The following is a 26781-nucleotide window of genomic DNA, read 5'->3' as shown; positions in this document are numbered from 1 at the left end:
CATGGGTTCCGTTCTCGCGGGCTGGTCGCAGGTCGTCGCCCTGGTGGGCGCGCTGGCCCTGTGCTACCGGCCCCTGGGCGACTACGTCGCCCGGATCCTGACCACGTCCAAGCACCTCAGAGCGGAGCGCGGCCTGTACAAGGTCGTCGGCGTGGACGGCGACGCCGACCAGCGCTGGCCGGTCTACCTGCGTTCGGTGCTGGCCTTCTCGGCCGTCTCGGTGCTCTTCCTCTACGGCCTGATCCGGCTCCAGGGACACCTGCTGCTGAGCCTCGGTGTCCCGCAGATGTCGGGGCACCAGGCGTGGAACACCGCGATCTCCTTCACCGCCAACACCAACTGGCAGTCCTACAGCGGCGAGTCCGCGATGGGGCACCTGGCGCAGATGGCGGGCCTGGCGGTGCAGAACTTCGTCTCCGCCGCCGTCGGCATCGCCGTGGTGGCCGCGCTGATCCGGGGCTTCACCCGCAACCGGACGGACCGGGTGGGCAACTTCTGGGTCGACCTGACCCGGATCACGCTGCGGCTGCTGCTGCCGGTCTCGATCGTCTTCGCGCTGGTCCTGGTGGCGAACGGGGTGGTGCAGAACTTCCACGGGTTCCACGAGGTGACCACCCTGGCGGGCGACCCGCAGGCGGTCCCGGGCGGGGCGGTGGCCTCGCAGGAGGTCATCAAGCTGCTGGGCACCAACGGCGGCGGCTTCTACAACGCCAACTCGGCGCACCCGTTCGAAAACCCCACCGGGTTCACCAACCTGCTGCAGGTGTTCCTGATCCTGCTGATCCCGTTCGCGCTGCCGCGCGCCTTCGGGAAGATGGTGGGGGACCACCGGCAGGGCTACGCGATCGTCGCGGTGATGGGCCTGTTCTGGGTCGCCTCGGTCGCGCTGATCACCCTCTCCGAGGCCCGGCACTCCGGTACCGCGATGCAGGCGGCCGGCGGCGCGATGGAGGGCAAGGAGCAGCGGTTCGGCATCGCGGCGTCCAGCCTGTTCGCGGCCTCGACGACGCTCACCTCGACTGGTGCGGTGAACTCCTTCCACGACTCGTACTCGCCGTTCGGCGGCGGGCTGACGATGTTCAACATGATGCTGGGCGAGATCGCGCCCGGCGGCACCGGTTCGGGCCTGTACGGGATGCTGGTGCTGGCGATCGTCGCGGTCTTCGTGGCCGGTCTGATGGTCGGCCGCACCCCGGAGTACCTGGGCAAGAAGCTGGGCGGGCGGGAGATGAAGTTCGCCTCGCTCTACATCCTGACCACGCCGACGCTGGTGCTGGTCGGCACCGGGGTGGCGATGGCGCTGCCCGGTGAGCGGGCCGGGATGCTCAACTCCGGTGCGCACGGCTTCTCCGAGGTGCTGTACGCGTTCACCTCGGGCGCGAACAACAACGGTTCGGCGTTCGCCGGGATCACGGTGAACACCGACTGGTACGACACCGCGATCGGACTGGCGATGGTGTTCGGCCGGTTCCTGCCGATGGTCTTCGTCCTGGCGCTGGCCGGCTCGCTCGCGAGCCAGCAGCCCGTCCCCGCCACCCCGGGCACCCTGCCCACCCACAAGCCGCTGTTCGTGGGCCTGCTGTCGGGCGTCGTCCTGATCGTCGTCGGTCTCACCTACTTCCCGGCCCTGGCTCTCGGGCCGATCGCGGAAGGTCTCTCCTGATGTCCTCCACCCTTACCGACAAGCCGGCCGCGCAGCCGCAGGCGCCCGCGGCGGCGCCGCACAGGGTCTCCGGCGGACTGCTGGACCCGAAGCTGATCGTCGCGTCGCTGCCCGACGCGGTGAAGAAGCTCGATCCCCGGGTGATGGTCAGGAACCCGGTGATGTTCGTGGTCGAGGTCGGCTCGGTCGTGACCACGATCGCCGCGATCGCCGACCCGTCCGTCTTCGCCTGGTCGATCACCGTCTGGCTCTGGCTGACCACCGTCTTCGCCAACCTGGCCGAGGCGGTGGCCGAGGGCCGCGGGAAGGCGCAGGCGGACACCCTGCGCAGGACCAAGACGGACACCATGGCCCGGCGGCTCACCGACTGGCCGGCGAGCCGGGCCGAGGAGGAGGTGCCGGGGACGGCGCTGTGCCTGGGCGACCACGTGGTGGTCGAGGCCGGGCAGATCATCCCCGGCGACGGCGACGTCGTCGAGGGGGTCGCCTCGGTGGACGAGTCGGCGATCACGGGTGAGTCCGCGCCGGTGATCCGCGAGTCGGGCGGTGACCGCAGCGCGGTTACCGGTGGCACCAAGGTGCTCTCCGACCGGATCGTGGTGAAGATCGCCTCCGAGCCCGGCAAGTCGTTCATCGACCGGATGATCGCCCTGGTCGAGGGCGCGGCCCGGCAGAAGACGCCGAACGAGATCGCGCTCAACATCCTGCTGGCCTCGCTGACGATCGTCTTCCTGATCGCGGTCGTCACGCTCCAGCCGATGGCCACCTACGCGGGTGCGCCGCAGTCGATGATCGTGCTGGTCGCCCTGATCGTGGCGCTCATCCCGACCACCATCGGCGCGCTGCTGTCGGCGATCGGCATCGCGGGCATGGACCGGCTGGTCCAGCGCAACGTGCTGGCGATGTCCGGCCGGGCCGTCGAGGCGGCGGGTGACGTCAACACGCTGCTGCTCGACAAGACCGGCACCATCACCCTCGGCAACCGCCAGGCCGCCGAGTTCCAGCCGGCCCAGGGTGTGGGCATCGGGGACCTCGCGGACGCGGCGCAGCTGTCGTCCCTCGCGGACGAGACGCCGGAGGGCCGCTCGATCGTCGTCCTCGCCAAGACGGACTACGGTCTGCGGGCGCGTGCCCAGGGCGAGTTGACGCACGCCACCTGGGTGCCGTTCACCGCGCAGACCCGGATGTCCGGCGTCGACCTGGACGAGGCCGACGGGGTCCACCAGATCCGCAAGGGCGCGGCCGCCGCGGTCACCCTCTGGGTCACCGGCCACGGCGGCACGGTCACCGACGAGGTCTCCGCCCTGGTCGACGGCATCTCGGCGGCCGGCGGCACACCGCTGGTGGTGGCGACGCGTACGGCCTCGGCCCCGGCCCGGGTGCTGGGCGTCATCCACCTCAAGGACGTGGTCAAGGAGGGCATGCGGGAGCGGTTCGACGAGCTGCGCCGGATGGGCATCAAGACCATCATGATCACCGGCGACAACCCGCTGACCGCCAGGGCGATCGCGGAGGAGGCGGGCGTGGACGACTTCCTCGCCGAGGCCACCCCCGAGGACAAGATGGCCCTGATCAAGAAGGAGCAGGCGGGCGGCAAGCTGGTCGCGATGACCGGCGACGGCACCAACGACGCCCCCGCCCTCGCCCAGGCCGATGTCGGCGTCGCGATGAACACCGGGACCATGGCGGCCAAGGAGGCCGGCAACATGGTCGACCTGGACTCCAACCCCACCAAGCTGATCGAGATCGTCGAGATCGGCAAGCAGCTCCTGATCACCCGCGGCGCGCTCACCACCTTCTCGATCGCCAACGACGTCGCGAAGTACTTCGCGATCATCCCGGCGATGTTCGCGGCGGTCTACCCGGGCCTGGACAGGCTCAACATCATGGGCCTGCACAGCCCGCAGTCCGCGATCACCTCGGCGATCGTCTTCAACGCCCTGGTCATCGTCGGCCTGATCCCGCTCGCCCTGCGCGGGGTCAAGTACCGCCCGTCGGAGGCGAGTTCCCTGCTGCGCCGCAACCTCGGGGTCTACGGCTTCGGCGGTCTGGTCGTCCCCTTCGTCGGGATCAAGCTGATCGACCTCGTCGTCCAGTTCGTCCCCGGCCTGAGCTGAGAGAGGAGAACCCAGATGTCCAAGCCCCTGCCCACCACCGTGCGCACGCACCTCACCGCACTGCGGATGCTGCTGGTGATGACGGTGATCCTCGGCCTCGCCTACCCACTGCTGGTCACCGGCATCGGCCAGGTCGCCTTCGCCGACAAGGCCGACGGCTCGATCGTGAGGGCCGACGGCAAGGAGGTCGGCTCCAGTCTGCTGGGCCAGACCTTCGACCTGCCCAAGCGGAACCTCGGCGACGAGAACGAGGCGGCCCGGCCGGACCCGAAGTGGTTCCAGCCCCGGCCCTCCGCCGGCGGGTACGACCCGAAGAGCTCCGGCGCCTCCAACCTGGGCCCGAACAGCGGGGACCTCGCCGAGGCGATCGAGGACCGCCGCGCCGCGGTCGCCGCGTTCGACGGCGTCGACCCGGCGAAGGTGCCGATGGACGCGGTCACCGCCTCCGGCTCGGGCCTCGACCCGCACATCTCGGTCGCCTACGCCGAGGAGCAGGCCGCCCGGGTCGCCGGGGCCCGGAACCTGCCGGTGGAGACGGTGGAGAAGCTGATCGACAGGTACACCGAGGGCCGCTCGCTGGGCTTCCTCGGCCAGCCGGGAGTCAACATCGTCCTTCTCAACACGGCTCTGACACACCAGAAGTGACGACCAGGCGGGCAGCGCCGTGAGACAGGCCGACCCGGGCCGGGGCACCACCCCGCGCCCGGGTCGGCCGCCGTACGCCCCGACCCCCGTACGAAGACGAAAGCACCACGCCCCGACCCCGTACGAAGACGAAAGACGTAACTTCCCGACCCCCCGTACGAAGACGAAAGAGCAGCGCCCATGGCCCGCGACCTCGCCCCCGGCACCGGCCCCCGCCGCGGCCGGCTGAGGGTGTACCTCGGTTCCGCCCCCGGTGTCGGCAAGACCTACCGGATGCTGGACGAGGCCAGGCGCAGACAGGACCGCGGCGCGGAGGTGGTGGTCGGCTACATCGAGTGCCACGGCCGCCGCCACACCGAGGCCATGCTCGACGGCCTGGACGTCGCTCCCCGGGCCCGACGGCTCTACCGGGACGCCGAGTTCGAGGAGATGGACCTCGACGCGCTGCTCGCCCGCCACCCCTCCCTGGTGCTGGTGGACGAGCTCGCGCACACCAACGTCCCGGGCGGCCGGCACGCCAAGCGCTGGCAGGACGTCGAGGAGCTGCTGGCCGCCGGGATCGACGTCATCACCACCGTCAACGTCCAGCACCTGGAATCGCTGAACGACGTCGTCCAGAAGATCACCGGCATCCCCCAGCGCGAGACCGTCCCGGACGAGGTGGTCCGCCGGGCCGACCAGATCGAACTCGTCGACATGGCCCCCCAGGCGCTGCGCCGCCGGATGGCCCACGGCAACGTCTACCGGGCGGAGAAAGTGGACGCCGCGCTCTCGAACTACTTCCGGGTCGGCAATCTCACCGCCCTGCGCGAGCTCGCCCTGCTCTGGGTGGCCGGGCGGGTCGACGAGGGGCTGCGCGACTACCGGGCCAGCCACCGCATCGACCGCGTCTGGGAGACCCGCGAGCGGGTGGTGGTCGCCCTCACCGGCGGCCCCGAGGGCGAGACGCTGATCCGCCGCGCCGCCCGGATCGCCGACCGCACGGCGGGCGGCGACCTGCTCGCCGTGCACGTCACCCGCAGCGACGGCCTGGCCGGGGCGTCCTCGGGGGCGCTCGCCCAGCAGCGGCAGCTGGTGGAGGCGCTGGGCGGCAGCTACCACGTGGTGGTCGGCGACGACATCCCCACCGCGCTGCTGGCCTTCGCCCGCGCCCACGACGCCACCCAGCTCGTCCTCGGCACCAGCCGGCGCGGCCGGATCACCCGGCTCCTCACCGGCCCCGGCATCGGCGAGACCACCGTGGACGCCTCCGAGGACATCGACGTCCACATGGTCACCCACGCGTTCACCGGCCGCGGCCGGCTGCCCCCGCTCGGCCGCCGCCACTCCAGGCGCCGCACCGTCGCCGGCTACGCCGCCGGACTCGTGCTGCCCTGGCTGCTGACGGCCGGCCTCTCGCAGTCCCACGGCACCGTCAACCTGACCACCGACGCGCTGATCTTCCAGCTGGGCGTGGTCGTCGTCGCCCTGCTCGGCGGCGCCACCTCGGCCCTGCTGGCCTCCCTCGTCGCCTCGCTGCTGCTGAACTACTTCTTCATCCCGCCCCTGCACACCCTGACCATCGGCGAGACCAACAATCTCGTCGCCCTGCTGGTGTTCGCCGCCGTCGCGCTCACCGTCTCCACCGTGGTCGACCACGCGGGCCGGCTCACCACCCGGGCCGCCCGGGCCACCGCCGAGGCCGAGACCCTCTCCACCCTGGCCGGCAGCGTGCTGCGCGGCGCCGACGCCCTGCCCGCCCTGCTGGAGAAGTCCCGGACGGCCTTCGGGATGGACTCCGTCGCCCTGCTGGAACGCACCGGCGGCGCGGTGCTGGCCCGCTGCGACGGCGAGGGCGGGCCCGCCGGGCCCGGCGGGACCACCGAGGTCCCGGTCGGCGCCGATGCCCTGCTGGCGCTCACCGGCCGCCGGCTGCCCGCCGCCGACCAGCGCGTCCTCACCGCGTTCGCCGCCCACGTGGCCGCCGCGCTGGAGCGCGACCGGCTCGCCGTGGCGGCCGCCGAGGTCGAACCGATCAGGGCCGCCGACCGGATGCGCACCGCCCTGCTCGCCGCCGTCAGCCACGACCTGCGCACCCCGCTGGCCGCCGCCCTGGCCTCGGTCGGCTCGCTGCGCAGCCCCGACGTCGAGTTCTCCGCCGAGGACCGGGCCGAACTCCTGGCCACCGCCGACGAGTCCCTGGTCAAGCTCACCCGGCTGGTGGACAACCTGCTCGACATGAGCCGCCTCCAGGCCGGGGCCCTCACCCTCCACCTCGCCGAGACCCACCTGGACGAGATCCTGCCCCGGGCCCTGGACACCCTCCCCGACCCGTACGCGCCGGTACGGCCGCTCGACCTCACGTTCGACATCGAGGAGGGCGTCCCGGCCGTCCTGGTCGACCCGCCGCTGCTGGAGCGCGTCCTGGCCAACGTCATCGCCAACGCCCTGCGCCACACCGCCCCCGGCACTCCGGTCCTGGTCGCCGCCAGCCACCTCGGCGACCGGGTCGAGGTCAGGGTGATCGACCGTGGCCCCGGCATCGCCGCCGAGGACCGCGACCGCGTCTTCCTGCCCTTCCAGCGCCTCGGCGACACCGACAACACCACCGGCGTCGGCCTCGGCCTCGCCCTCTCCCGCGGCCTCGCCGAGGCCATGGGCGGCGGCCTGGAGGTCGAGGACACCCCCGGCGGCGGCACCACCATGCTGCTCACCCTGCCCGCCGCCCACCCGGGAGGAGCGCCCGCATGAGCGAGATCCTGATCGTCGACGACGAACCGGCGCTGCTGCGTACCCTGCGGATCAACCTGAGCGCCCGCCGGTACGCCGTCCGGACGGCCGCCAGCGGCGGCGAGGCCCTGGACCGCGCCGCCCGGACCTCGCCCGACGCCGTCCTGCTCGACCTGGGCCTGCCCGACCTGGACGGCCTGGAGGTCATCCGGGGCCTGCGCAGCCGCAGCGCCGTACCGATCATCGTGCTCTCCGGCCGCACCGGCGCGGCCGACAAGGTGGGCGCCCTGGACGCCGGCGCCGACGACTACCTCACCAAGCCGTTCCTGATGGAGGAACTGCTGGCCCGGCTGCGCGCCGTCCTGCGCCGTCCGCCGGGCGGCCCGGCCCCGGCCGCGCGGGTGATCGGCGCCCACACCGTCGACCTCGCCGCCACCACCGTGACCGGCCCGGACGGCCCGGTCCGGCTCACCCCCACCGAGTGGCGGATCCTGGCGCTGCTGCTCGCCGACCCCGGCCGCCTGGTGCCCGGCCGGCGGATCCTGCGCGAGGTCTGGGGCCCGGCGCAGGAGGAGCGCGGCAACTACCTGCGGGTCTACCTGGCGGGGCTGCGCCGCAAGCTGGAACGCGATCCGGCCCGGCCGCGCCACCTGATCACCGAGCCCGGTCTCGGCTACCGGTACGAGCCCTGACGCCGGGACGGCGGCGGCGCCCCGACGGCCGCGCGTCAACGGAGCGTCAAAGGTGGGCCGCCGGGCGACAGGAGGGCGTCAGGACGGGCCGGACGGGGCGGTCGGCGGGCGTAGCGTCGTCGGTGAGCGAGCGGCCCTGCTCCATGTGGGGGATGCCGGGACCGCTCCGCCGCCTCGGCGGCCGACCGGTGGGGGAGGGGCGCGCGACCAACGACGCGCGCCCCTGTCACCCGCTCGGCCCTGCTCGGCTGCCCTGCTCGGCCCTGCTCAGCTGCCCCGGTCGGGCCGCCGCCGGCCCGCCGCTCAGCCCCCGCCCGTGCTCCCCGACTGCCGCGGCAGCGCCAGCGCCACCGTGTCGGCGAACTCCCGCACGGCACTGGTCCGGCTGACGATCCGCCCGCTGTGCACCACCAGCCGGCTGTGCCCGCCCGCGAGCGCCCCCGCCAGGCTGTCCCCGCGCACCGCCAGCAGCTCCGCCGGGAACCCGGCGTCCACCCGGACCGGCGGCAGCCCGAGCGCCGCCCGGGCCTGGTTGGCCACCGCGTCGTACGCCTCCTCCACGTCCAGCACCCCGCTCGCCGCCAGCAGGTAGGCGGCCTCCAGCGGATCGGCCCGGCCCACCGGGTTGGCCGGGTCCCGCAGCGAGCCGCTGCCGGCCGAGAGCGGTACCCGGGCCTGCGCCAGCTCCCGCGGCAGCCCCGGCCGCATCCCGGCCGCCCGGCCCTCCAGACCGCTGCAGCCGCCGTTCTGCGGCAGGCAGACCACCCGGACGCCGCTGCTGGCCAGCACCGCCGGCCCGCCCGGCGCCAGCGCGCCGCACGGGCCGAGCACCACCCGGGGCCGCAGCGGGGCGAGCGCGCTCGCCAGCCGGGCCAGCTGCGCCGCGTCGGCCCCGGTGGTGTGCAGGTCCACCGGGCAGTCCGCCTCCCGGGCGGCCTCCAGCAGCACCTGGACGTACCCGGCCGGGTCAGGGTCCAGCTCCGGACAGCCGCCGGCCGCGGTGGCGCCGAGCTTGAGCGCGTCGCGCAGCTGGGCCCGGCCGTCCGCGCCGGCCAGACCGGTGAGCAGCCGGGGCATCGCGACCGCCTGCAGCTCCGCCAGGCCGCGCAGCGCCTGCCGGGCGGTGAGCACCGCCTCCAGCCGGCGCAGCCCGTGCACGTCGCCGATCCGGACGTGGGTGCGCTGCGCGGTGGCGCCGTAGCCCAGCGAGGTGAGCGCGGCCTCGGTGACCCGGCGGGTCAGGTCGCCGGAGGTCTCCGGCGGCGGTGCGGGCAGCGCGGCCGAGAAGGCGACGTCGTAGTGGGCGTGCGCCTCGGCGGGGGCCGGCAGCAGCAGATAGCCCTTGAGGTCGATCCGGGCCCCGGTGGTCGTGGTGGGGGCACCGGGCAGGGCCGGCAGCGGGCCGAGGCTGCCGGTGGTGCCGACGGCCTGGATCCGGTCGCCGCTGATCCGTACGTCCACCACCCGGCCGTCGGCGAGCCGGGCGTCGGTGAGCAGCAGGACGGGGCCGTGCCCCAGCGGGTTGGCGGCCGGCCCGGACCCGGGGTGGGGCCCGTCGGAGGGTGCGCTGTCCATCGCCCGGTTCCTCCCTCGCGCCGGCCGGTGCGGATCCCCGGCCCGTCCCGATCAATGAGCGACGAGCCTATGGCGCGGGGGCACGGGGTGCGGGGACGCGGGCAATAGTCGTATCGGGTCGGGCCGCGCCCCACCGGGGCCGATCGAACGCCCTGCCTTCGATCGCTCGCCCGTGCACCTCGCCCACCTGCGGTCTTCGCGCCGGGATACGGATTTCACCTCTGGGCGCGGAACGTGTAATCTCTTCCTCGTTCGCCCCTATAGCTCAGTCGGTAGAGCGTCTCCATGGTAAGGAGAAGGTCTGCGGTTCGATTCCGCATGGGGGCTCTGGTGAGAAGGAGTCAGCTTCGGCTGTGCTCCGGATCACTGTGGCGGTGTAGCTCAGTTGGTAGAGCAAGCGGCTCATAATCGCTGTGTCACCGGTTCAAGTCCGGTCACCGCTACCCCGCGTAGTCGGTCGGGAGATCGCACTCCCGGTCGGCTACTCTTGTTGTGTTCTTATTCAATGTCCAAGGAAGGCACTCCCGTGGCTGCCACCGATGTCCGCCCGAAGATCACGCTGGCCTGCGTGGAGTGCAAGGAGCGGAACTACATCACCAAGAAGAACCGGCGTAACGACCCGGACCGTCTTGAGATGAAGAAGCACTGCCCCCGCTGCAACTCGCACACCGCGCACCGCGAGACCCGCTGACCCTGTCGCGTGTCCGCGGGCCTGTGTGATCACAGGTCTACGACTCCGGGCCGTACCCCTCACAGGGTGCGGCCCGGAGTCTTTTCGTCATTCACCGCGCTCTTGAGGAGCTGCCATGGCACTCGACCCCTCCTTCATCGGGCGGACGTACCCGCCCACCGAGCCGTACGAGGTCGGCCGGGAGAAGATCCGCGAGTTCGCCGTCGCCGTGGGCGACGCCAACCCGGCGTACACCGACCCGGAGGCGGCCAAGGCGTTCGGCCACCCGGACGTCATCGCCCCGCCGACCTTCCCGTTCGTGCTCACCTACCGGGCCGCCGGCCAGGTGGTGGAGGACCCGCAGCTGGGCCTGGACTACAGCCGCGTGGTGCACGGTGACCAGAAGTTCGTCTACACCCGCCCGGTGCGGGCCGGCGACCGGCTCTCCGTCGCGGTGACCATCGACAACATCAAGTCGCTCGCGGGCAACGACGTGCTCACGGTGCGCGGCGAGGTGACGGACGCGACCGGCGAGCACGTGGTGACGTCGGTCATGACCCTGGTGGCCCGGGCCGCCGACGAGGCGGGGGAGTAACACCATGGCGATCAGCTACGACGAGGTCGCGGTCGGCACCGAGCTGCCGGCGCGGTCCTTCCCCGTGACGCGCGCCACGCTGGTGCAGTACGCGGGCGCCTCCGGGGACTTCAACCCGATCCACTGGAACGAGAAGTTCGCGCTGGAGGTCGGCCTGCCCGACGTCATCGCGCACGGCATGTTCACCATGGCCGAGGCGGTCCGGGTGGTCACCGACTGGGTCGGCGACCCGGGCGCGGTGGTCGAGTACGGCGTGCGCTTCACCCGGCCGGTGACGGTGCCCAACGACGGCGTCGGCTCCGTGATCGAGGTGACCGGCAAGGTCGCCAAGCTGCTGGACGACCGGAAGGTGCAGGTCGACCTGCTGGCGACCTTCGGCGGCCTGAAGGTGCTGGGCATGTCCCGCGCCGTCGTCCGGCTGGCCTGAGCGCCCGGAGCCTGAGCGCCCGGAGCCCGAGCGCCCGGCGGGGAGGGGCGGACCGGCCCCTCCCCGTACGCTGGGGGCGTGCTGGTAGAACTCGACGCCCCCCTCGCCCCGCTGACCACCCTGCGGCTCGGCGGTCCCGCCCGCCGGCTGGTGACCGCGCAGACCGACGAGGACGTGATCGCCACCGTCCGGGAGGCCGACGCGGCCGGCGAGCCGCTGCTGGTCCTCGGCGGCGGCTCCAACCTGGTGATCGGCGACGCCGGCTTCGCCGGGACGGTGCTGCGGATCGCCACCACCGGCTTCGTGCTGGACGGCACCACCCTGGAGCTCGCGGCCGGTGAGGTGTGGGCCGACGCGGTGACCAGGACCGTGCTGGAGCACGGCCTGGCCGGGATCGAGTTCCTGGCCGGGATCCCCGGCTCGGCCGGTGCCACCCCGGTCCAGAACGTGGGTGCGTACGGCCAGGAGGTCGCCCAGTCGATCACCGAGGTGGTCGCCTACGACCGCCGGAGCGACCGGGTGGTCACCCTCACCAACGCCGAGTGCGGCTTCTCCTACCGGCACAGCCGCTTCAAGGCCGACCCGGACCGCTACGTCGTGCTCCGGGTCCGCTTCGGCCTGGAGGACGGCGGCGGGCTCTCCACCCCGGTCGCCTACGCCGAGACGGCCCGGCACCTGGGCGTGCTGCCGGGTGAGCGGGTCGACCTCACCACCGCCTGGAAGGCCGTGCTGACGCTGCGCGCGGGCAAGGGCATGGTGCTCGACGCGGCCGACCACGACACCTGGTCGGCGGGCTCCTTCTTCACCAACCCGGTGCTGACCGCCGAGCAGTACGCCGCCTTCCTGGCGCTGGCGGCCGCGCGCGAGCTCACCGCCCCCGCCTACCCGGCGCCGGACGGCCGGACCAAGACCTCGGCGGCCTGGCTGATCGACAAGGCCGGCTTCGGCAAGGGGTACGGCAGCGGCCCGGCCACCCTCTCCACCAAGCACACCCTGGCCCTGACCAACCGCGGCGCGGCCACCGCCGAGGACCTGCTGGCGCTGGCCCGCGAGATCCGCGACGGCGTCCGGTCCGCGTTCGGCGTGGAGCTGGTCAACGAGCCGGTGATGGTGGGCGTCGAGCTCTAGCCGGCGGCGCGGCCCGGGTGCTGGGCGGCCGGGAAGCCCCGGGCAGCCGCCACCCCTGGGGTGGTGCCGTCCCCGAGCCAGCCGTCGATGTCCGCCAGCAGCTCCTTGCGGACGCTGTCCGGCGCGCGTGAGCCGCGCACCGACTGGCGGGCCAGCTCGGCGAGTTCGGCGTCGGAGAAGCCGAGCACGTCGCGGGCCAGCTCGTACTGGGCGGCCAGCCGGGTGCCGAACAGCAGCGGGTCGTCGGCGCCCAGCGCCAGCGGGACGCCCGCGTCGAACAGTCGCCGCAGCGGGACGTCCTCGGCCCGCTCGTAGACGCCCAACGAGACGTTGGAGGACGGGCAGACCTCGCAGGTGACCTGCCGTTCGGCCAGCCGCTGCATCAGCCGGGGGTCCTCGGCGGCCCGGACGCCGTGGCCGATCCGGCCGGCGCCCAGGTCGTCCAGGCAGTCCCGGACCGACTCGGGCCCGGCCAGTTCGCCGCCGTGCGGGGCGGCCAGCAGCCCGCCCTTGCGGGCGATGTCGAAGGCCCGGTCGAAGTCCCGGGCGAGGCCGCGCCGTTCGTCGTTGGAGAGGCCGAAGCCGACCACCCCCCGGTCGGTGTAGCGGACGGCCAGCCGGGCCAGCGTCCGGGCGTCCATCGGGGACTTCATCCGGTTGGCCGCGACCAGCACCCGGATCCCGACGCCGGTCGCCCCGGCGGCCTGCTCCACCGCGTCCAGGATCAGTTCGAGGGCGGGGATCAGACCGCCCAGCCGGGGCGCGTACGAGGTCGGGTCGACCTGGATCTCCAGCCAGCGGGAGCCGTCCCGCCGCTCGTCCTCGGCGGTCTCCAGCACCAGGCGGCGGATGTCGGACTCGTCGCGCAGCACCGAGCGGGCGGTGTCGTAGAGGCGCTGGAAGCGGAACCAGCCGCGTTCGTCGGTGGCCCGCAGCCTGGGCGGCTCGGCGGAGCTGAGCGCCTCCGGCAGCCGGACGCCGTGCTTGTCGGCCAGCTCCAGCAGGGTGGCGGGGCGCATCGAGCCGGTGAAGTGCAGGTGCAGGTGGGCCTTGGGGAGGTCCCTGACGTCTCGCGGATTCAGCAGGCGTTCCATTCGCCGATACTGCCGTATCGGGCCCCGATACGGGAACCGCCCCCTTCCCGTCCCCCGAAGGGGTGAAAAGGGGGCGGTCCGCGGTGGAGCGGGACGGTCGGGACCGTCAGGCGGTGGCCTCGGCGAGCAGCTTCTGCATCCGGCCGACGCCCTCGACCAGGTCGGCGTCGCCGAGCGCGTAGGAGAGCCGCAGGTAGCCCGGGGTGCCGAAGGCCTCGCCGGGGACGACCGCGACCTCGACCTCGTCCAGGATCAGCGCGGCCAGCTCGGCGGAGCTCTGCGGACGGGTGCCGCGGATCTCCTTGCCCAGCAGGCCCTTGACCGACGGGTAGACGTAGAACGCGCCCTCGGGCTCGGGGCAGAGGACGCCCTCGATCTCGTTCAGCATCTTCACGATGGTCTTGCGGCGCCGGTCGAAGGCGGTGCGCATCTCGTGCACGGCGGCGAGGTCGCCGCTGACGGCGGCGAGCGCGGCGCGCTGCGCGACGTTGGAGACGTTCGAGGTGGCGTGCGACTGCAGGTTGGTCGCGGCCTTGACGACGTCCTTGGGGGCGATCAGCCAGCCCACCCGCCAGCCGGTCATGGCGTAGGTCTTGGCCACGCCGTTGACCACGATGGTCTTGTCCGCGAGCTCGGGCAGCAGGGCCGGCAGCGAGGTGAACTTCGCGTCGCCGTAGACCAGGTGCTCGTAGATCTCGTCGGTCAGCACCCAGAGGCCGTGCTCCAGGGCCCACTCGCCGATGGCCCGGGCCTCGGCCTCGGTGTAGACCGCGCCGGTCGGGTTGGACGGCGAGACGAAGAGCACCACCTTGGTGTTCTCGGTGCGGGCGGCCTCCAGCTGCTCGACCGAGACCTTGTAGCCGGTGGTCTCGTCGGCCACGACCTCCACCGGCACACCGCCGGCCAGCTGCACCGACTCCGGGTAGGTGGTCCAGTACGGGGCAGGGACGATGACCTCGTCGCCCGGGTCGAGGATCGCGGCGAAGGCCTCGTAGATCGCCTGCTTGCCGCCGTTGGTCACCAGCACCTGGGAGGCGTCCACCTCATAGCCGGAGTCGCGCAGCGTCTTGGCGGCGATCGCGGCCTTCAGCTCCGGCAGGCCGCCGGCCGGGGTGTAGCGGTGGTTCTTCGGGTCGCGGCAGGCCTCGACGGCGGCTTCGACGATGTAGTCCGGGGTGGGGAAGTCCGGCTCGCCGGCGCCGAAGCCGATGACCGGCCGGCCGGCCGCCTTGAGGGCCTTGGCCTTGGCGTCCACGGCGAGGGTCGCGGACTCGGCGATCGCGCCGATCCGGGCGGAGACCCGGCGGTCGGCGGGGCGGACGGAACTGTCGGGCTGCGGGGTGGAAGCGCTCATGCCTGCATGGTCGCAGAACCGGGACGGACCGGGCATGGGGGTTTCACCATATGTACGGGCTCGTCCGGATGGTGGCCCGGAGCGGGGCCGGTCCGTGGTCGTCAGGCGGCCGGTTCGGTGGTCGGACGTGAAAGAAGAGGTTCGACCAAACGCCTCTCGACCACGTACACTCACTCCTCGACGGCCACCGAGAAGCCACGCTTCCACCGCCTGTGCATGCAGCGGCGGGAGATGCGGTAGGTTGGTGGTCGCTACAGGGGCCGAGAGGCACCGTAGGGCAATAGCTCAATTGGTAGAGCACCGGTCTCCAAAACCGGCGGTTGGGGGTTCAAGTCCCTCTTGCCCTGCTGCTTGATCCGTATTCAGCCCGTTCGCTCCACAGAGCGAGCGGGCTTGATGCGGAGAGGGCTCCGAACAGCACCGCTTTAGCCGGCCGCTCGTGCCCTCTCGGGCACGCAGGTGATGCTCGGCAGGACCCGGATTCAGGTGAGGACGAGTGACGGAGACCACGGGCTCCACCGCAACGCCTGAGAGCGGCAACCCCGAGGGTGCCGACGGCGCTGACGAGACCACGCCTGCCGAGGGCGGGGACGAGGGGCAGTCGCGCCGCGACCGCAAGCGGGCAGGCCGCGCGGACAAGAAGTCCGGCAAGCGTGCCAAGAAGGGCGCCTTCGCCCGGCTCGCGCTGTTCTACCGCCAGATCATCGCGGAGCTGCGCAAGGTCGTCTGGCCCTCCCGCAACGAGCTGGTCAACTACACCACCGTGGTGGTCGTGTTCGTCGTGGTCGTGATGGCGTTCGTCGCCGGCCTCGACTACGGCTTCTCGAAGCTCAGCCTCTGGGTCTTCGGCTGACCGAGCGGTCCCACCTTCGAAACAGCTTCCCGACCCGGGCCGATTCTTCGGCCCGGGTCGAGCTGTCGGCGCCGGACGTACGAGGCCGCTACCGTTGACTCGGTACTGTTGAAGTCTCCGAGTCATCTCCTGGCGCCCGTGTGAAGCAGAGCGGCGCCGGAAAGGTCCCGGAGCGCGCCACCTTCACCATCTCCAGGAAAGAAGCAGCCACCGTGTCTGAGTCCCCCCTGTACGACGCCGACGAGACCGTCCGCGAGGCGGATGTCGCCGCCGAGCTGGACGCGGCCGAGCTGGCTGACGAAGCCGAGGCCGCCGAGCAGATCGTGGACGCCGCGGACAGCGACGAGGACGAGGTCGCGGCGGACGACGAGGCCGAGGCCGGCGAGCCCGCCGAGGAGGCCGCGCTGCACGCGGAGTCCGCCGAGGAGCTCGACGCCGAGGCCGCCGAGGACCAGGACGAGGACGAGGCGGCGGACGAGGCCGGCGCCGAGGCGGAGGCCGAGGAGGAAGCCGCCGAGGAGGCCGTCGAGGTCGACCCGGTCGCCAAGTTCCGCGAGGACCTGCGCTTCATGCCCGGCGAGTGGTACGTGATCCACACCTACGCCGGCTACGAGAACCGGGTGAAGCAGAACCTGGAGCAGCGCGCGGTCTCCCTCAACGTCGAGGAGTACATCTTCCAGGCCGAGGTGCCGCAGGAGGAGGTCGTCCAGATCAAGAACGGCGACCGCAAGACCATCCGCCAGAACAAGCTCCCCGGCTACGTGCTGGTGCGCATGGACCTCACCCCGGAGTCCTGGGGCGTCGTGCGCAACACCCCCGGTGTCACCGGCTTCGTCGGCAACGCCTACGACCCGTACCCGCTGACGCTGGACGAGGTCGTCAAGATGCTCGCCCCCGACGTCGAGCGCCAGGCGGCCAGGGACGCCGGCAAGCCGTCGCCGGTCAAGCCCAGCGAGATCCAGGTCCTGGACTTCGAGGTCGGCGACTCGGTCACCGTCACCGACGGCCCCTTCGCCACCCTCCAGGCGACGATCAACGAGATCAACCCGGACTCGAAGAAGGTCAAGGGCCTGGTCGAGATCTTCGGCCGGGAGACCCCGGTCGAGCTCTCCTTCGACCAGATCCAGAAGAACTAGTACGGCCGCGGGGACTCGGACGAGTCCTCGGCTTCGGGGCGGGGCTTCGGCTCCGCCCCGAAGTCGTTTTGGTCCAGCGGCGCATCCGCGTTAGCCTGGTCCGATGTGTGTGCTGGCGGCTGGGTGTCGCCCCGGTTCCGCACGCACCAGCAATCACCTCTCGGAAGGACCCGGAGAGAAATGCCTCCCAAGAAGAAGAAGGTCACGGGGCTTATCAAGCTCCAGATCAACGCCGGTGCGGCCAACCCGGCGCCGCCGGTCGGCCCCGCGCTGGGTCAGCACGGCGTCAACATCATGGAGTTCTGCAAGGCCTACAACGCCGCGACCGAGTCGCAGCGCGGCATGATCGTGCCGGTGGAGATCACGGTCTACGACGACCGTTCCTTCACCTTCATCACGAAGACGCCGCCGGCCGCGCGCCTCATCCTGAAGGCCGCGGGCGTGGACAAGGGCTCGGCCGAGCCGCACAAGACCAAGGTCGCCAAGCTCACGGCCGCCCAGGTCCGCGAGATCGCCACGGTCAAGCTCCCCGACCTGAACGCCAACGACCTGGACGCCGCGTCCAAGATCATCGCCGGCACCGCCCGGTCGATGGGCATCACGGTCGAGGGCTGATCACCCTTCTCGTCCTTGTGGTAGGGCCTGCGCGGCCCGTCCATACCACGACTCCATTCCCCATTCAGGAGCAGCAGTGAAGCGCAGCAAGGCTCTGAAGGCCGCGGACGCACAGGTCGACCGCGAGCGCCTTTACGCCCCCCTCGAGGCCATCCGCCTCGCCAAGGCGACCAGCACCAGCAAGTTCGACGGCACCGTCGAGGTCGCCATGCGTCTGGGCGTCGACCCGCGCAAGGCCGACCAGATGGTCCGCAGCACCGTGATCCTCCCGCACGGCACCGGTAAGACCGCTCGGGTCCTGGTCTTCGCGACCGGCGAGCGTGCCGAGGCCGCGCGTGCTGCGGGCGCCGACATCGTCGGCTCCGACGAGCTCATCGACGAGGTCGCCAAGGGCCGCCTCGACTTCGACGCCGTCGTCGCCACCCCGGACCTCATGGGCAAGGTCGGCCGCCTGGGCCGCGTGCTCGGTCCCCGTGGCCTGATGCCGAACCCGAAGACCGGCACCGTGACCCCGGACGTGGCCAAGGCCGTGAACGAGATCAAGGGCGGCAAGATCGAGTTCCGCGTCGACAAGCACTCGAACCTGCACTTCATCATCGGTAAGGCCTCCTTCACCGACGAGCAGCTGGTCGAGAACTACGCCGCCGCGCTGGACGAGGTGCTCCGCGCCAAGCCGTCCGCCGCCAAGGGTCGCTACATCAAGAAGACCGCGATCAGCACCACGATCGGCCCCGGCATCCTGGTGGACCCGAACCGCACCCGCAACCTCCTGGTCGAGGAGGACCCGGCCTCCGTCTGAGCCCTGAGCTCCGACCGGTAGCCGCGTCCTGGGCGCAGCAGTAGTCCGCACGACGGGCCCGTACCCCTTCACCGGGGGTGCGGGCCCGTCGTCGTGTCCGGATCGAGATCCCGGCGGTGGGGGAACTCCCGGGCGGCTCGTCGTACGCTCGGCCGGTCCGATCATCTGATCGATGCCCGACCGAAGCCGACCGCCGGAGTGTGCCGTGCCGCCCGCCCTTCGCCCCGCCGCCTGGGGGGCGGCCCTCCTGGTGCTCGCCAGCGGCCTGACGGCGTGCAGCCTGCTGGCGGTCTCGGGGGACCGCACGCCGCTGGGCACACCCGCGACGGTCCGCCCGCCCAAGCAGGTGCTGCTCTCGGCCACCCAGACACTGGACGACACCGGCGGCGCGCGGGTGCGGACGGTCGAGGAGGGCCCGGCCGGGCGGCGCACCGCCGCCGGCACCGTGGTCTGGGGCCCCCGGGACGCGGCCGAGCTGACCGTCACCGACGAGCGGGGCACCGGCCGGCTGCGCAGCCAGGACGGCACGGTCGACCTCGGGTACGAGGGGGCGGCGCCGCTGCGGGCCGAGCGGGCCGAGGCCGAGTCGCTCGACCCGCGAGCCGTCCCGGGCGCGGGCGGCTACGCGGGCGGCTGGATGACCGGGCTGATATCCAACCCGGGCGACTCGGCGCACACCATGGCACTGGCCGGCCGGCTCACCTCGCTCGGCGGGGAGGAGCTCGCCGGCACCACCGTGGCGCACTACCAGGGGAGCGCGCCGGTGGCCGAGTACTTCGCCGCGGACCAGGGCCTCACCCCCGAGCGGCTCGCGGTGGTCCTCGGCTACTACCGGGAGCGCGGCGTGACCGCCATCGGGTACGACGTCTGGATCGCGCCCGGCGACCGCCTGCTGCGGCTGCGCGCCACCGCCGTGGGCAGCGCCGGAACCGTGGTCACCACGACGGACGTCTCCGAGCTCGGGACGGGCACCGAGAGCCCGGCCCCCGCGGGCTAGGCGGCGCCACCGCACGCGGTGGGGAAGGCGCCCGGTGATCCATTAGAGTCCGCTGGGTATTTTCTGATGATCAGGTCTTTGGGGGGGCTCCTTATGCGCGTTCTGCGCCATGCGTGCGTCACGGTCGCGGCGACCGTCCTGGCCGCCGGGCTGGCGGCCTGCGGCAGCGACGGTACGACCGGCACCAAGGCGGCCGGTGACGCCGTGGCCGGCGCCGCGGCGGGACTCGACCCGCGGGCGGCGCTGGCCGCCTCGGCCGTGGTGATGCAGCGGGCCGGCAACGGCTCGCTCGCGCTGACCGCGGAGGCCGGCCCGATGGCCGGTACCGCCGAATGGCAGCAGCGGACCGTCGTCGACGTCGCGGCCAAGACCGAGTCGGGCACCAGGGCGAGGATCATCGGTGACGAGGTCTACCTCGGCGGCGGCCTGCAGACCACGGCCGTGCTGGGCGGGAAGCACTGGGCCAGGATCGAGCCGAAGGACCCGGTCGTCGGCTCGATGTCGGTGATGTTCCTGACCGTCGCGCAACTGACGAACCCGGTCCTCCAGTTGTCGGCGGCGGCCCAGGGCGGCAAGCTCACCAAGGTCGGCGCGGAGGCGGTCGGCGGGGTCCAGACCACCCACTACCGCGCCGTCGAGGAGGTGGCCAAGCTGGCCGACAGCCTGAGCGCGCTCGGCGGCGACCAGCGCGCGGCCGTCCGCCAGACGCTCGACACCGGCGGCAGCACGCTGACCGTGGACTTCTGGATCAACGACAAGCAGGAGCTCGTCCAGCTCCGGGAGTACGGCGACAAGGGCGGCGAGTCCTCGGCCGTCACCGTCACCTACTCGGGCCTCGGCGCCGCGCCCAAGATCGAGGCACCGGCCGCGGGCGACGTCGGCAAGGGGGCCGACTTCGCCAAGCTCTTCCGCAGCTGACCCCACCGGGCCCGGCGACACCGCCCGACGGGCCGAGGGGGTCGCCGCAGGTCGGTCCGGTCCCTGGTGGCAAGGTGGCTGGAACAGCACGGCCGGTCCACGGCGGCCGGGGACGGGGCGGCCCGCAGCGGGACCGCCGCAGTGGTGACCGGACGGAAGGAGAGGGGGCATGGCGGTGCGGCAGCGACTGGCGGCCATCACGGCCGCGGTGCTCCTGGCGAGCGGTCTCACCGCGTGCGGCAGCGGCGGGGGCGCCTCGCCGGTGCCGTCCGGCACCCCGTCGCCGAGCACCGTCGCCGCGACCGGGCCGGCCAAACCCACCGACCGGTCGCCGCACGGCGTCCTGCTCTCCGCCCAGCTCACCATGCAGACCGCCCGCCGGGCCAAGGTCAGCTACCGGCTGGGGGCGGACGCCGGCTCCGGCCCGCTGTTCTGGCAGCCGAAGACCGCGCTCCAGGTCAAACGTTCCACTTCGGCCGAGGCCGAGCAGCTGATCGTCGTGGACACCGTCGCGTACCAGGGCGGTGACGCGGCCACCGCGGCCCGGCAGGCCGGCCGGCACTGGGAGCGGTTCTCCGTGGCGCCGACCGCGGACGGCCACCGGGAGATCCCCTACGCCGGGCTGATCGACCTGCTGAACCCGGTCGAGGCGCTGGCCGCCGCGACCGCCGACGGGATCGAGGCGCAGTACCTCGGCGAGGAGAAGTTCGAGGACTCGGCGGTCGAGCACTTCCGGGTCACCACCGACGCCGAGCGCTACGCGGCCGCCCAGGTCCAGCTGGGCCAGGCCCGCCGGGACGGCCTGCGGGCCGCGCTGGCCCCCGGTGGCTCGGTCTCGCTGACCCTGGACCTGTGGCTGAACGACAAGGACCAGCTGGTCCGGCTGCAGCGCACGGGCACCGGGGCGAGCGGCCGGGCGGACGACGCGGTGCTCTACAGCGACTTCGCCGGCACCCTCTCGGTGCAGGCCCCGGCCGAGGCGGACACCGTGGACGTGGGCACCCGAAGCATCTCCCCGCTGGCCCGCTGAGGGCCCCGGGTGGGCGATTTGCCCCGGACGGCCGAGTCCGGCTAGTGTTACCGAAGCCAAAGACCGCTGGTTGTCGCCGTGCACTCGCAAGGGGCGCGGGGACCGAAGGATCTGCGATTCGTCGCAGGCAGCCCGCGCAGGATTGTTTGGAGCTTGGACTTCCGGGACCCGCGTGTTCGCACGTGGACCCGTCGAGGTCGAACTGAGCCCCGTGCGCCTGCGCACCGGGGCTCATCTGCTTTTCCGCAGGAGCTTTCCTTCCGTCCGGTGGTCCGAGGTTCGAATGGTCGACTTTCGCGGTCGGCCTGACTTCGACATCACGGAAGGAGGCGTAAGCCTATGGCTAGGCCCGACAAGGCTGCCGCCGTCGCCGAGATCACGGAGCAGTTCCGTGCCTCGAACGCGGCCGTGCTGACCGAGTACCGCGGTCTGACGGTGAAGCAGGTTAAGACCCTGCGTCGCTCGCTGGGTGACAACGCCCAGTACGCCGTGGTGAAGAACACGCTGACCAAGATTGCGGCCAATGAGGCCGGGATCACGGAGCTCGACGACCTGTTCGCCGGTCCGACGGCTGTCGCCTTCGTCACCGGTGACCCGGTGGAGTCGGCGAAGGCTCTGCGTGACTTCGCCAAGGAGAACCCCGCTCTCATCATCAAGGGCGGTGTCCTTGACGGTAAGGCGCTGACCGCCGATGAGATCAAGAAGCTCGCGGACCTCGAGTCCCGCGAGGTGCTGCTCGCCAAGCTGGCCGGCGCGCTGAAGGGCAAGCAGTCCCAGGCTGCCGCGCTCTTCCAGGCCCTGCCGTCGAAGCTCGTCCGCACTGTGGACGCGCTGCGCGACAAGGTCGAGCAGGGCGGTGCCGGTACGCCGGCTCCCGCCGCCGAGGACGAGGCCGCGGAGTAATTCCGCAGGCTCACGCCTCGCTGCGGGCCCGTACGCCCGCCAACCCGTACATACGGCACCACCTGCCGAATTAGTGGAAGGACGCCAATCATGGCGAAGCTGACCCAGGACGAGCTGCTCGCGCAGTTCGAGGAGCTCACCCTCATCGAGCTCGCCGCCTTCGTGAAGGCGTTCGAGGAGAAGTTCGACGTCACCGCTGCCGCTCCGGTCGCCGTTGCCGCCGCCGGTGGCGCTGCCCCGGTCGAGGCTGTTGAGGAGCAGGACGAGTTCGACGTCATCCTCGACGGTGCCGGCGACAAGAAGATCCAGGTCATCAAGGAGGTGCGCACCCTGACCTCCCTCGGCCTGAAGGAGGCCAAGGACCTCGTTGACACCGCTGGTGCCAAGGTCCTGGAGAAGGTTGCCAAGGACGTTGCCGAGAAGGCCAAGGCTGCCCTCGAGGCCGCTGGCGCCAAGGTCACCGTCAAGTGACTCCTCCCCGGCCCTGAGGGCCGGGAGGCAGCCGCACGCCCTCACTGAGGGCGGAGGATGCCACGGGCCGGGCCGATCACCCTCGCGGGTGGTCGGCCCGGCCTTTTTCGTGTTCCCGGGCCCCGGGAGGGTCCGGACCGGGCGCCGGCGCCGGGGGCCGGGCAGAGGCGTCCGGAGCGGGCCGCGGCGGCCCCGTGGCGGCCCCGCGGCGGCCCCCGCTACCCGGCGGCACCGGAGTGGCCGAGAGCGCACTCGGCACCGTCGGTGCGGGCGGGTAGGGTGATCGCTGTCATCGAGAGTGGCCCTCACCACGGCTTCTGTAACGCCGGGCGGGTCCAGGGCGATGGACGGGTCGAGGTCCGTGCCGGAGGCGGGCCCTTGACGAACCGGGCGCGGCGCGCGATTCTCGTGGCGCGAGTCCGCCCCGGTTGGTTCGCTGGTGGATGCATAACCAGCGGCTCCGGAGGGAAGTGACTCCACGTGAGTCGAGGCGGCCCGGCGGTGTCCGGGCCAGTGCAGTACCCGGCGGGCGTTCGCGCTCGCCGGCTACCGGGAGGAGTCTCCGATTCGGTTTCCGAATCAGAGCTGGACAGCAGTGTGCCGTTTGGCTACACTGTCCCTTTGCGCTGCCTGTTAGCTGCTCCGTGACTCGTCGCCCGGAGTTTGCGTTGCCCTGAAGGGGTCTGGCACCGCCTCCGCAAAACGGCTCTGACCTCGGGTTTCACGACCCGGCAGAGGCCAGTGGCGAGGGAGGTGGGACCAAGCCTTTCCAGGCCCGGCCGGTACGCGCGCAGTGAGCTCCGAGCCCTCGGAAGGACCCCCCTCTTGGCCGCGCCGCGCAACGCCTCGAACAATTCCGCCGCATCCACCGCCCCGCTCCGCGTTTCGTTCGCGAAGATCAAGGAGCCCCTCGAGGTCCCGAACCTCCTGGCCCTGCAGACCGAGAGCTTTGACTGGCTGCTCGGCAACGCGGCCTGGAAGGCCCGGGTCGAGGCGGCCCTGGAGAGTGGTCAGGACGTCCCCACCAAGTCCGGTCTGGAGGAGATCTTCGAAGAGATCTCGCCGATCGAGGACTTCAGTGGGTCGATGTCGCTGACCTTCCGCGACCACCGTTTCGAGCCGCCGAAGAACTCCATTGACGAGTGCAAGGACCGCGACTTCACGTTCGCGGCCCCGCTCTTCGTCACGGCCGAGTTCACCAACAACGAGACCGGTGAGATCAAGTCTCAGACGGTCTTCATGGGCGACTTCCCGCTCATGACCCACAAGGGCACGTTCGTGATCAACGGCACCGAGCGTGTCGTCGTCTCGCAGCTCGTCCGCTCCCCGGGTGTGTACTTCGACTCCACCCTGGACAAGGTGTCCGACAAGGACATCTACTCCTGCAAGGTCATCCCCTCGCGTGGTGCCTGGCTGGAGATGGAGATCGACAAGCGCGACATGGTCGGCGTCCGCATCGACCGCAAGCGCAAGCAGTCCGTCACCGTGCTGCTCAAGGCGCTCGGCTGGACCAACGAGATGATTCTCGAGGAGTTCGGCGAGTACGAGTCGATGCGCGCCACCCTGGAGAAGGACCACACCCAGGGCCAGGACGACGCGCTGCTCGACATCTACCGCAAGCTGCGCCCGGGCGAGCCGCCCACCCGCGAGGCCGCGCAGACGCTTCTGGAGAACCTCTACTTCAACCCGAAGCGCTACGACCTCGCCAAGGTCGGCCGTTACAAGGTCAACCGCAAGCTGGGCAACGCCGAGTCGCTGGACTCCGGCGTGCTCACCGAGCCCGACATCATCGGTGCGATCAAGTACCTGGTGAAGCTGCACGCGGGCGAGACCGAGTGGCGTGACACCGAGGGCCGCGACATCGTGGTCGAGGTCGACGACATCGACCACTTCGGCAACCGTCGTCTGCGCAACGTCGGCGAGCTCATCCAGAACCAGGTCCGTACGGGTCTCGCCCGTATGGAGCGCGTCGTGCGCGAGCGCATGACCACCCAGGACGTCGAGGCGATCACGCCGCAGACCCTGATCAACATCCGGCCGGTCGTCGCCTCCATCAAGGAGTTCTTCGGCACCAGCCAGCTGTCGCAGTTCATGGACCAGACGAACCCGCTGTCGGGCCTGACCCACAAGCGCCGTCTGTCCGCCCTCGGCCCCGGTGGTCTCTCCCGTGAGCGCGCCGGCTTCGAGGTCCGTGACGTGCACCCCTCGCACTACGGGCGCATGTGTCCGATCGAGACCCCGGAAGGCCCGAACATCGGTCTGATCGGGTCGCTGGCCTCGTACGGCCGGGTCAACGCGTTCGGCTTCATCGAGACCCCGTACCGCAAGGTCATCGAGGGTGTCGTCACCGAGCAGGTCGACTACCTCACGGCCGACGAGGAGGACCGCTACGTCATCGCGCAGGCCAACGCCCCGCTGACGGCGGAGCTGACCTTCGCCGAGCCGCGTGTCCTGGTCCGCCGCCGTGGCGGCGAGATCGACTACATCCCGGGCACCGAGATCGACTACATGGACGTCTCGCCGCGCCAGATGGTGTCGGTCGCGACCGCCATGATCCCGTTCCTCGAGCACGACGACGCCAACCGCGCGCTCATGGGCTCGAACATGATGCGCCAGGCGGTGCCGCTGCTGAAGAGCGAGGCTCCGCTGGTCGGCACCGGCATGGAGTACCGCTGCGCCGTCGACGCCGCGGACGTCATCACCGCCGAGAAGGCCGGTGTCGTCCAGGAGGTCTCGGCCGACTACGTCACCGTGGCCAACGACGACGGCACGTACACCACGTACCGCGCCGCCAAGTTCACCCGCTCCAACCAGGGCACCGCCTTCAACCAGAAGGTGCTCGTGGACGAGGGCGCCCGGGTCGAGGTCAACCAGGTGCTGGCCGACGGCCCGTGCACCGACGAGGGCGAGATGGCCCTCGGCAAGAACCTGCTCGTGGCGTTCATGTCGTGGGAGGGTCACAACTACGAGGACGCGATCATCCTGTCGCAGCGCCTCGTGCAGGACGACGTCCTCTCCTCGATCCACATCGAGGAGCACGAGGTCGACGCCCGTGACACCAAGCTCGGCCCCGAGGAGATCACCCGGGACATCCCGAACGTCTCCGAGGAGGTCCTCGCCGACCTCGACGAGCGCGGCATCATCCGGATCGGCGCCGACGTCGTCACCGGTGACATCCTGGTCGGCAAGGTCACGCCCAAGGGTGAGACCGAGCTGACCCCGGAGGAGCGCCTGCTCCGCGCGATCTTCGGCGAGAAGGCCCGTGAGGTCCGCGACACCTCGCTGAAGGTGCCGCACGGTGAGTCCGGCAAGGTCATCGGCGTCCGCGTCTTCGACCGCGAAGAGGGCGACGAGCTGCCCCCGGGCGTCAACCAGCTGGTCCGCGTCTACGTGGCCCAGAAGCGCAAGATCACCAACGGTGACAAGCTCGCCGGCCGTCACGGCAACAAGGGCGTCATCTCGAAGATCCTGCCGGTCGAGGACATGCCGTTCCTGGAGGACGGCACCCCGGTCGACATCATCCTCAACCCGCTGGGTGTCCCGTCCCGAATGAACCCGGGACAGGTCCTGGAGATCCACCTCGGGTGGCTCGCCAAGCAGGGCTGGGACGTCTCCGGCCTTGCCGACGAGTGGGCCCAGCGCCTCCAGGCGATCGGCGCCGACACCGTCCAGGGCGGCACCAACCTCGCCACCCCGGTCTTCGACGGCGCCCGCGAGGACGAGATCACCGGCCTGCTGGACAACACCACCCTCACCCGTGACGGTGAGCGCCTGGTGAACTCCACCGGTAAGGCCCGGCTGTTCGACGGCCGCTCCGGCGAGCCGTTCCCGATGCCGGTCTCGGTCGGCTACATGTACATCCTCAAGCTGCACCACCTGGTCGACGACAAGCTGCACGCCCGTTCGACCGGCCCGTACTCGATGATCACCCAGCAGCCGCTGGGTGGTAAGGCGCAGTTCGGTGGTCAGCGCTTCGGTGAGATGGAGGTGTGGGCCCTTGAGGCGTACGGCGCCGCCTACGCGCTGCAGGAACTCCTCACCATCAAGTCCGACGACGTTCTCGGCCGCGTGAAGGTCTACGAGGCCATCGTCAAGGGCGAGAACATCCCCGAGCCCGGCATTCCCGAGTCCTTCAAGGTGCTCATCAAGGAAATGCAGTCGCTCTGCCTCAACGTGGAGGTGCTGTCCTCGGACGGCCAGTCCATCGAGATGCGGGACTCCGACGAGGACGTGTTCCGCGCCGCCGAGGAGCTCGGCATCGACCTGTCCCGGCGCGAGCCGAGCAGCGTCGAAGAGGTCTGACGGAGGCAGGGCCGGCTCTTCACCACTGGGAGCCGGCCCGCCCCCAGGCCCCCCTCAGACCACATGAACGACTCTCGACTTACGAAAG

The 26781-nt window shown here is 71.5% G+C and carries 22 protein-coding genes and 3 tRNA genes; 22 read left to right on the top strand and 3 right to left on the bottom strand.

Annotated elements, in window-relative coordinates:
• Position 1 precedes the first annotated feature (1 nt).
• From kdpA to ACIF6L_RS01185, 5 genes are all read left to right on the top strand, one after another.
• A complete protein-coding gene (gene kdpA / locus ACIF6L_RS01205) occupies positions 2–1663 on the top strand; it encodes a potassium-transporting ATPase subunit KdpA (RefSeq protein WP_396485687.1) in 1662 nt (553 codons plus the stop codon).
• Positions 1663–3780: a potassium-transporting ATPase subunit KdpB gene (gene kdpB, locus ACIF6L_RS01200; protein WP_359803429.1), complete on the top strand. Its 2118-nt coding sequence runs from the start codon at positions 1663–1665 to the stop codon at positions 3778–3780. The genes kdpA and kdpB overlap by 1 nt, the downstream gene beginning before the upstream one ends.
• Before the next feature lie 15 nt (positions 3781–3795).
• Positions 3796–4425, top strand: a complete 630-nt coding sequence (kdpC, locus tag ACIF6L_RS01195; RefSeq protein WP_396485684.1) for a potassium-transporting ATPase subunit KdpC — start codon at positions 3796–3798, stop codon at positions 4423–4425.
• Positions 4426–4605: 180 nt separating this feature from the next.
• A complete protein-coding gene (locus ACIF6L_RS01190; RefSeq protein WP_396485682.1) occupies positions 4606–7155 on the top strand; it encodes an ATP-binding protein in 2550 nt (849 codons plus the stop codon).
• On the top strand, positions 7152–7826 hold the full coding sequence (locus ACIF6L_RS01185; protein ID WP_396485680.1) for a response regulator: 675 nt from the start codon (positions 7152–7154) through the stop codon (positions 7824–7826). Before ACIF6L_RS01190 ends, ACIF6L_RS01185 begins: the two co-directional genes overlap by 4 nt.
• Before the next feature lie 303 nt (positions 7827–8129).
• Here the strand turns inward: ACIF6L_RS01185 and ACIF6L_RS01180 are convergent, their stop codons facing one another.
• Positions 8130–9401 (bottom strand): hydrolase, encoded by a 1272-nt coding sequence (locus ACIF6L_RS01180; RefSeq protein WP_359803437.1) that lies wholly within the window; start codon positions 9399–9401, stop codon positions 8130–8132.
• A gap of 254 nt (positions 9402–9655) precedes the next feature.
• Here ACIF6L_RS01180 and ACIF6L_RS01175 point away from each other — a divergent pair.
• The 6 genes from ACIF6L_RS01175 to ACIF6L_RS01150 all read left to right on the top strand — a co-directional run bounded on the left by ACIF6L_RS01175 (position 9656) and on the right by ACIF6L_RS01150 (position 12221).
• Positions 9656–9728, top strand: a tRNA-Thr gene (locus ACIF6L_RS01175).
• A gap of 43 nt (positions 9729–9771) precedes the next feature.
• Positions 9772–9844 (top strand) — tRNA-Met (locus ACIF6L_RS01170).
• A gap of 83 nt (positions 9845–9927) precedes the next feature.
• Positions 9928–10092, top strand: a complete 165-nt coding sequence (rpmG, locus tag ACIF6L_RS01165; RefSeq protein ID WP_006604855.1) for a 50S ribosomal protein L33 — start codon at positions 9928–9930, stop codon at positions 10090–10092.
• Positions 10093–10207: 115 nt separating this feature from the next.
• Complete coding sequence (locus ACIF6L_RS01160; protein ID WP_329488179.1) at positions 10208–10666, top strand: MaoC family dehydratase N-terminal domain-containing protein; 459 nt, start codon at positions 10208–10210, stop codon at positions 10664–10666.
• A gap of 4 nt (positions 10667–10670) precedes the next feature.
• The gene (locus ACIF6L_RS01155; protein ID WP_329488178.1) at positions 10671–11093 is read left to right on the top strand and encodes a MaoC family dehydratase; all 423 of its coding nucleotides are present in this window, start codon (positions 10671–10673) and stop codon (positions 11091–11093) included.
• A gap of 78 nt (positions 11094–11171) precedes the next feature.
• The gene (locus ACIF6L_RS01150; protein WP_396485677.1) at positions 11172–12221 is read left to right on the top strand and encodes a UDP-N-acetylmuramate dehydrogenase; all 1050 of its coding nucleotides are present in this window, start codon (positions 11172–11174) and stop codon (positions 12219–12221) included.
• Here the strand turns inward: ACIF6L_RS01150 and ACIF6L_RS01145 are convergent.
• Both ACIF6L_RS01145 and ACIF6L_RS01140 read right to left on the bottom strand, forming a co-directional pair.
• Positions 12218–13315: an adenosine deaminase gene (locus tag ACIF6L_RS01145; protein ID WP_396485675.1), complete on the bottom strand. Its 1098-nt coding sequence runs from the start codon at positions 13313–13315 to the stop codon at positions 12218–12220. The genes ACIF6L_RS01150 and ACIF6L_RS01145 overlap by 4 nt on opposite strands.
• A gap of 106 nt (positions 13316–13421) precedes the next feature.
• Positions 13422–14669, bottom strand: coding sequence for a pyridoxal phosphate-dependent aminotransferase (locus ACIF6L_RS01140; protein WP_396485674.1), 1248 nt, complete (start codon positions 14667–14669; stop codon positions 13422–13424).
• Positions 14670–14943: 274 nt separating this feature from the next.
• On the opposite strand from ACIF6L_RS01140, the gene ACIF6L_RS01135 reads away from it, so the two are divergent.
• The 11 genes from ACIF6L_RS01135 (at position 14944) to rpoB (ending at position 26693) form a co-directional block, all read left to right on the top strand.
• Positions 14944–15016, top strand: a tRNA-Trp gene (locus ACIF6L_RS01135).
• 149 nt (positions 15017–15165) lie between these two features.
• On the top strand, positions 15166–15522 hold the full coding sequence (secE, locus tag ACIF6L_RS01130) for a preprotein translocase subunit SecE (protein ID WP_329488174.1): 357 nt from the start codon (positions 15166–15168) through the stop codon (positions 15520–15522).
• Between the two features lie 212 nt (positions 15523–15734).
• Complete coding sequence (gene nusG / locus ACIF6L_RS01125) at positions 15735–16658, top strand: transcription termination/antitermination protein NusG (protein ID WP_396485672.1); 924 nt, start codon at positions 15735–15737, stop codon at positions 16656–16658.
• A gap of 180 nt (positions 16659–16838) precedes the next feature.
• Positions 16839–17273, top strand: coding sequence for a 50S ribosomal protein L11 (gene rplK / locus ACIF6L_RS01120; protein WP_148644356.1), 435 nt, complete (start codon positions 16839–16841; stop codon positions 17271–17273).
• Between the two features lie 76 nt (positions 17274–17349).
• Entirely contained in the window at positions 17350–18072 is a 723-nt protein-coding gene (rplA, locus tag ACIF6L_RS01115; protein ID WP_359803441.1) for a 50S ribosomal protein L1, read from the top strand.
• A gap of 172 nt (positions 18073–18244) precedes the next feature.
• Positions 18245–19069 carry a hypothetical protein gene (locus tag ACIF6L_RS01110; protein ID WP_396492449.1) on the top strand — a complete coding sequence of 275 codons (825 nt, stop codon included), beginning with the start codon at positions 18245–18247 and terminating at the stop codon, positions 19067–19069.
• Positions 19070–19162: 93 nt separating this feature from the next.
• Positions 19163–19987 carry a hypothetical protein gene (locus tag ACIF6L_RS01105; protein ID WP_352286324.1) on the top strand — a complete coding sequence of 275 codons (825 nt, stop codon included), beginning with the start codon at positions 19163–19165 and terminating at the stop codon, positions 19985–19987.
• 169 nt (positions 19988–20156) lie between these two features.
• Positions 20157–21017 (top strand): hypothetical protein, encoded by an 861-nt coding sequence (locus ACIF6L_RS01100; protein ID WP_329488168.1) that lies wholly within the window; start codon positions 20157–20159, stop codon positions 21015–21017.
• Between the two features lie 339 nt (positions 21018–21356).
• Entirely contained in the window at positions 21357–21920 is a 564-nt protein-coding gene (gene rplJ / locus ACIF6L_RS01095; RefSeq protein ID WP_359803449.1) for a 50S ribosomal protein L10, read from the top strand.
• 90 nt (positions 21921–22010) lie between these two features.
• Positions 22011–22391: a 50S ribosomal protein L7/L12 gene (gene rplL / locus ACIF6L_RS01090; protein WP_329488166.1), complete on the top strand. Its 381-nt coding sequence runs from the start codon at positions 22011–22013 to the stop codon at positions 22389–22391.
• A gap of 825 nt (positions 22392–23216) precedes the next feature.
• The gene (rpoB, locus tag ACIF6L_RS01085) at positions 23217–26693 is read left to right on the top strand and encodes a DNA-directed RNA polymerase subunit beta (protein WP_329488165.1); all 3477 of its coding nucleotides are present in this window, start codon (positions 23217–23219) and stop codon (positions 26691–26693) included.
• Positions 26694–26781 lie beyond the last annotated feature (88 nt).

The organism is Kitasatospora sp. NPDC086009 (assembly GCF_044540385.1).
Classification (GTDB): Bacteria; Actinomycetota; Actinomycetes; order Streptomycetales; family Streptomycetaceae; genus Kitasatospora.
The sequence above is the reverse complement of the archived record's forward strand: the minus strand, read 5'-3'. Positions and strand labels throughout refer to the sequence as shown.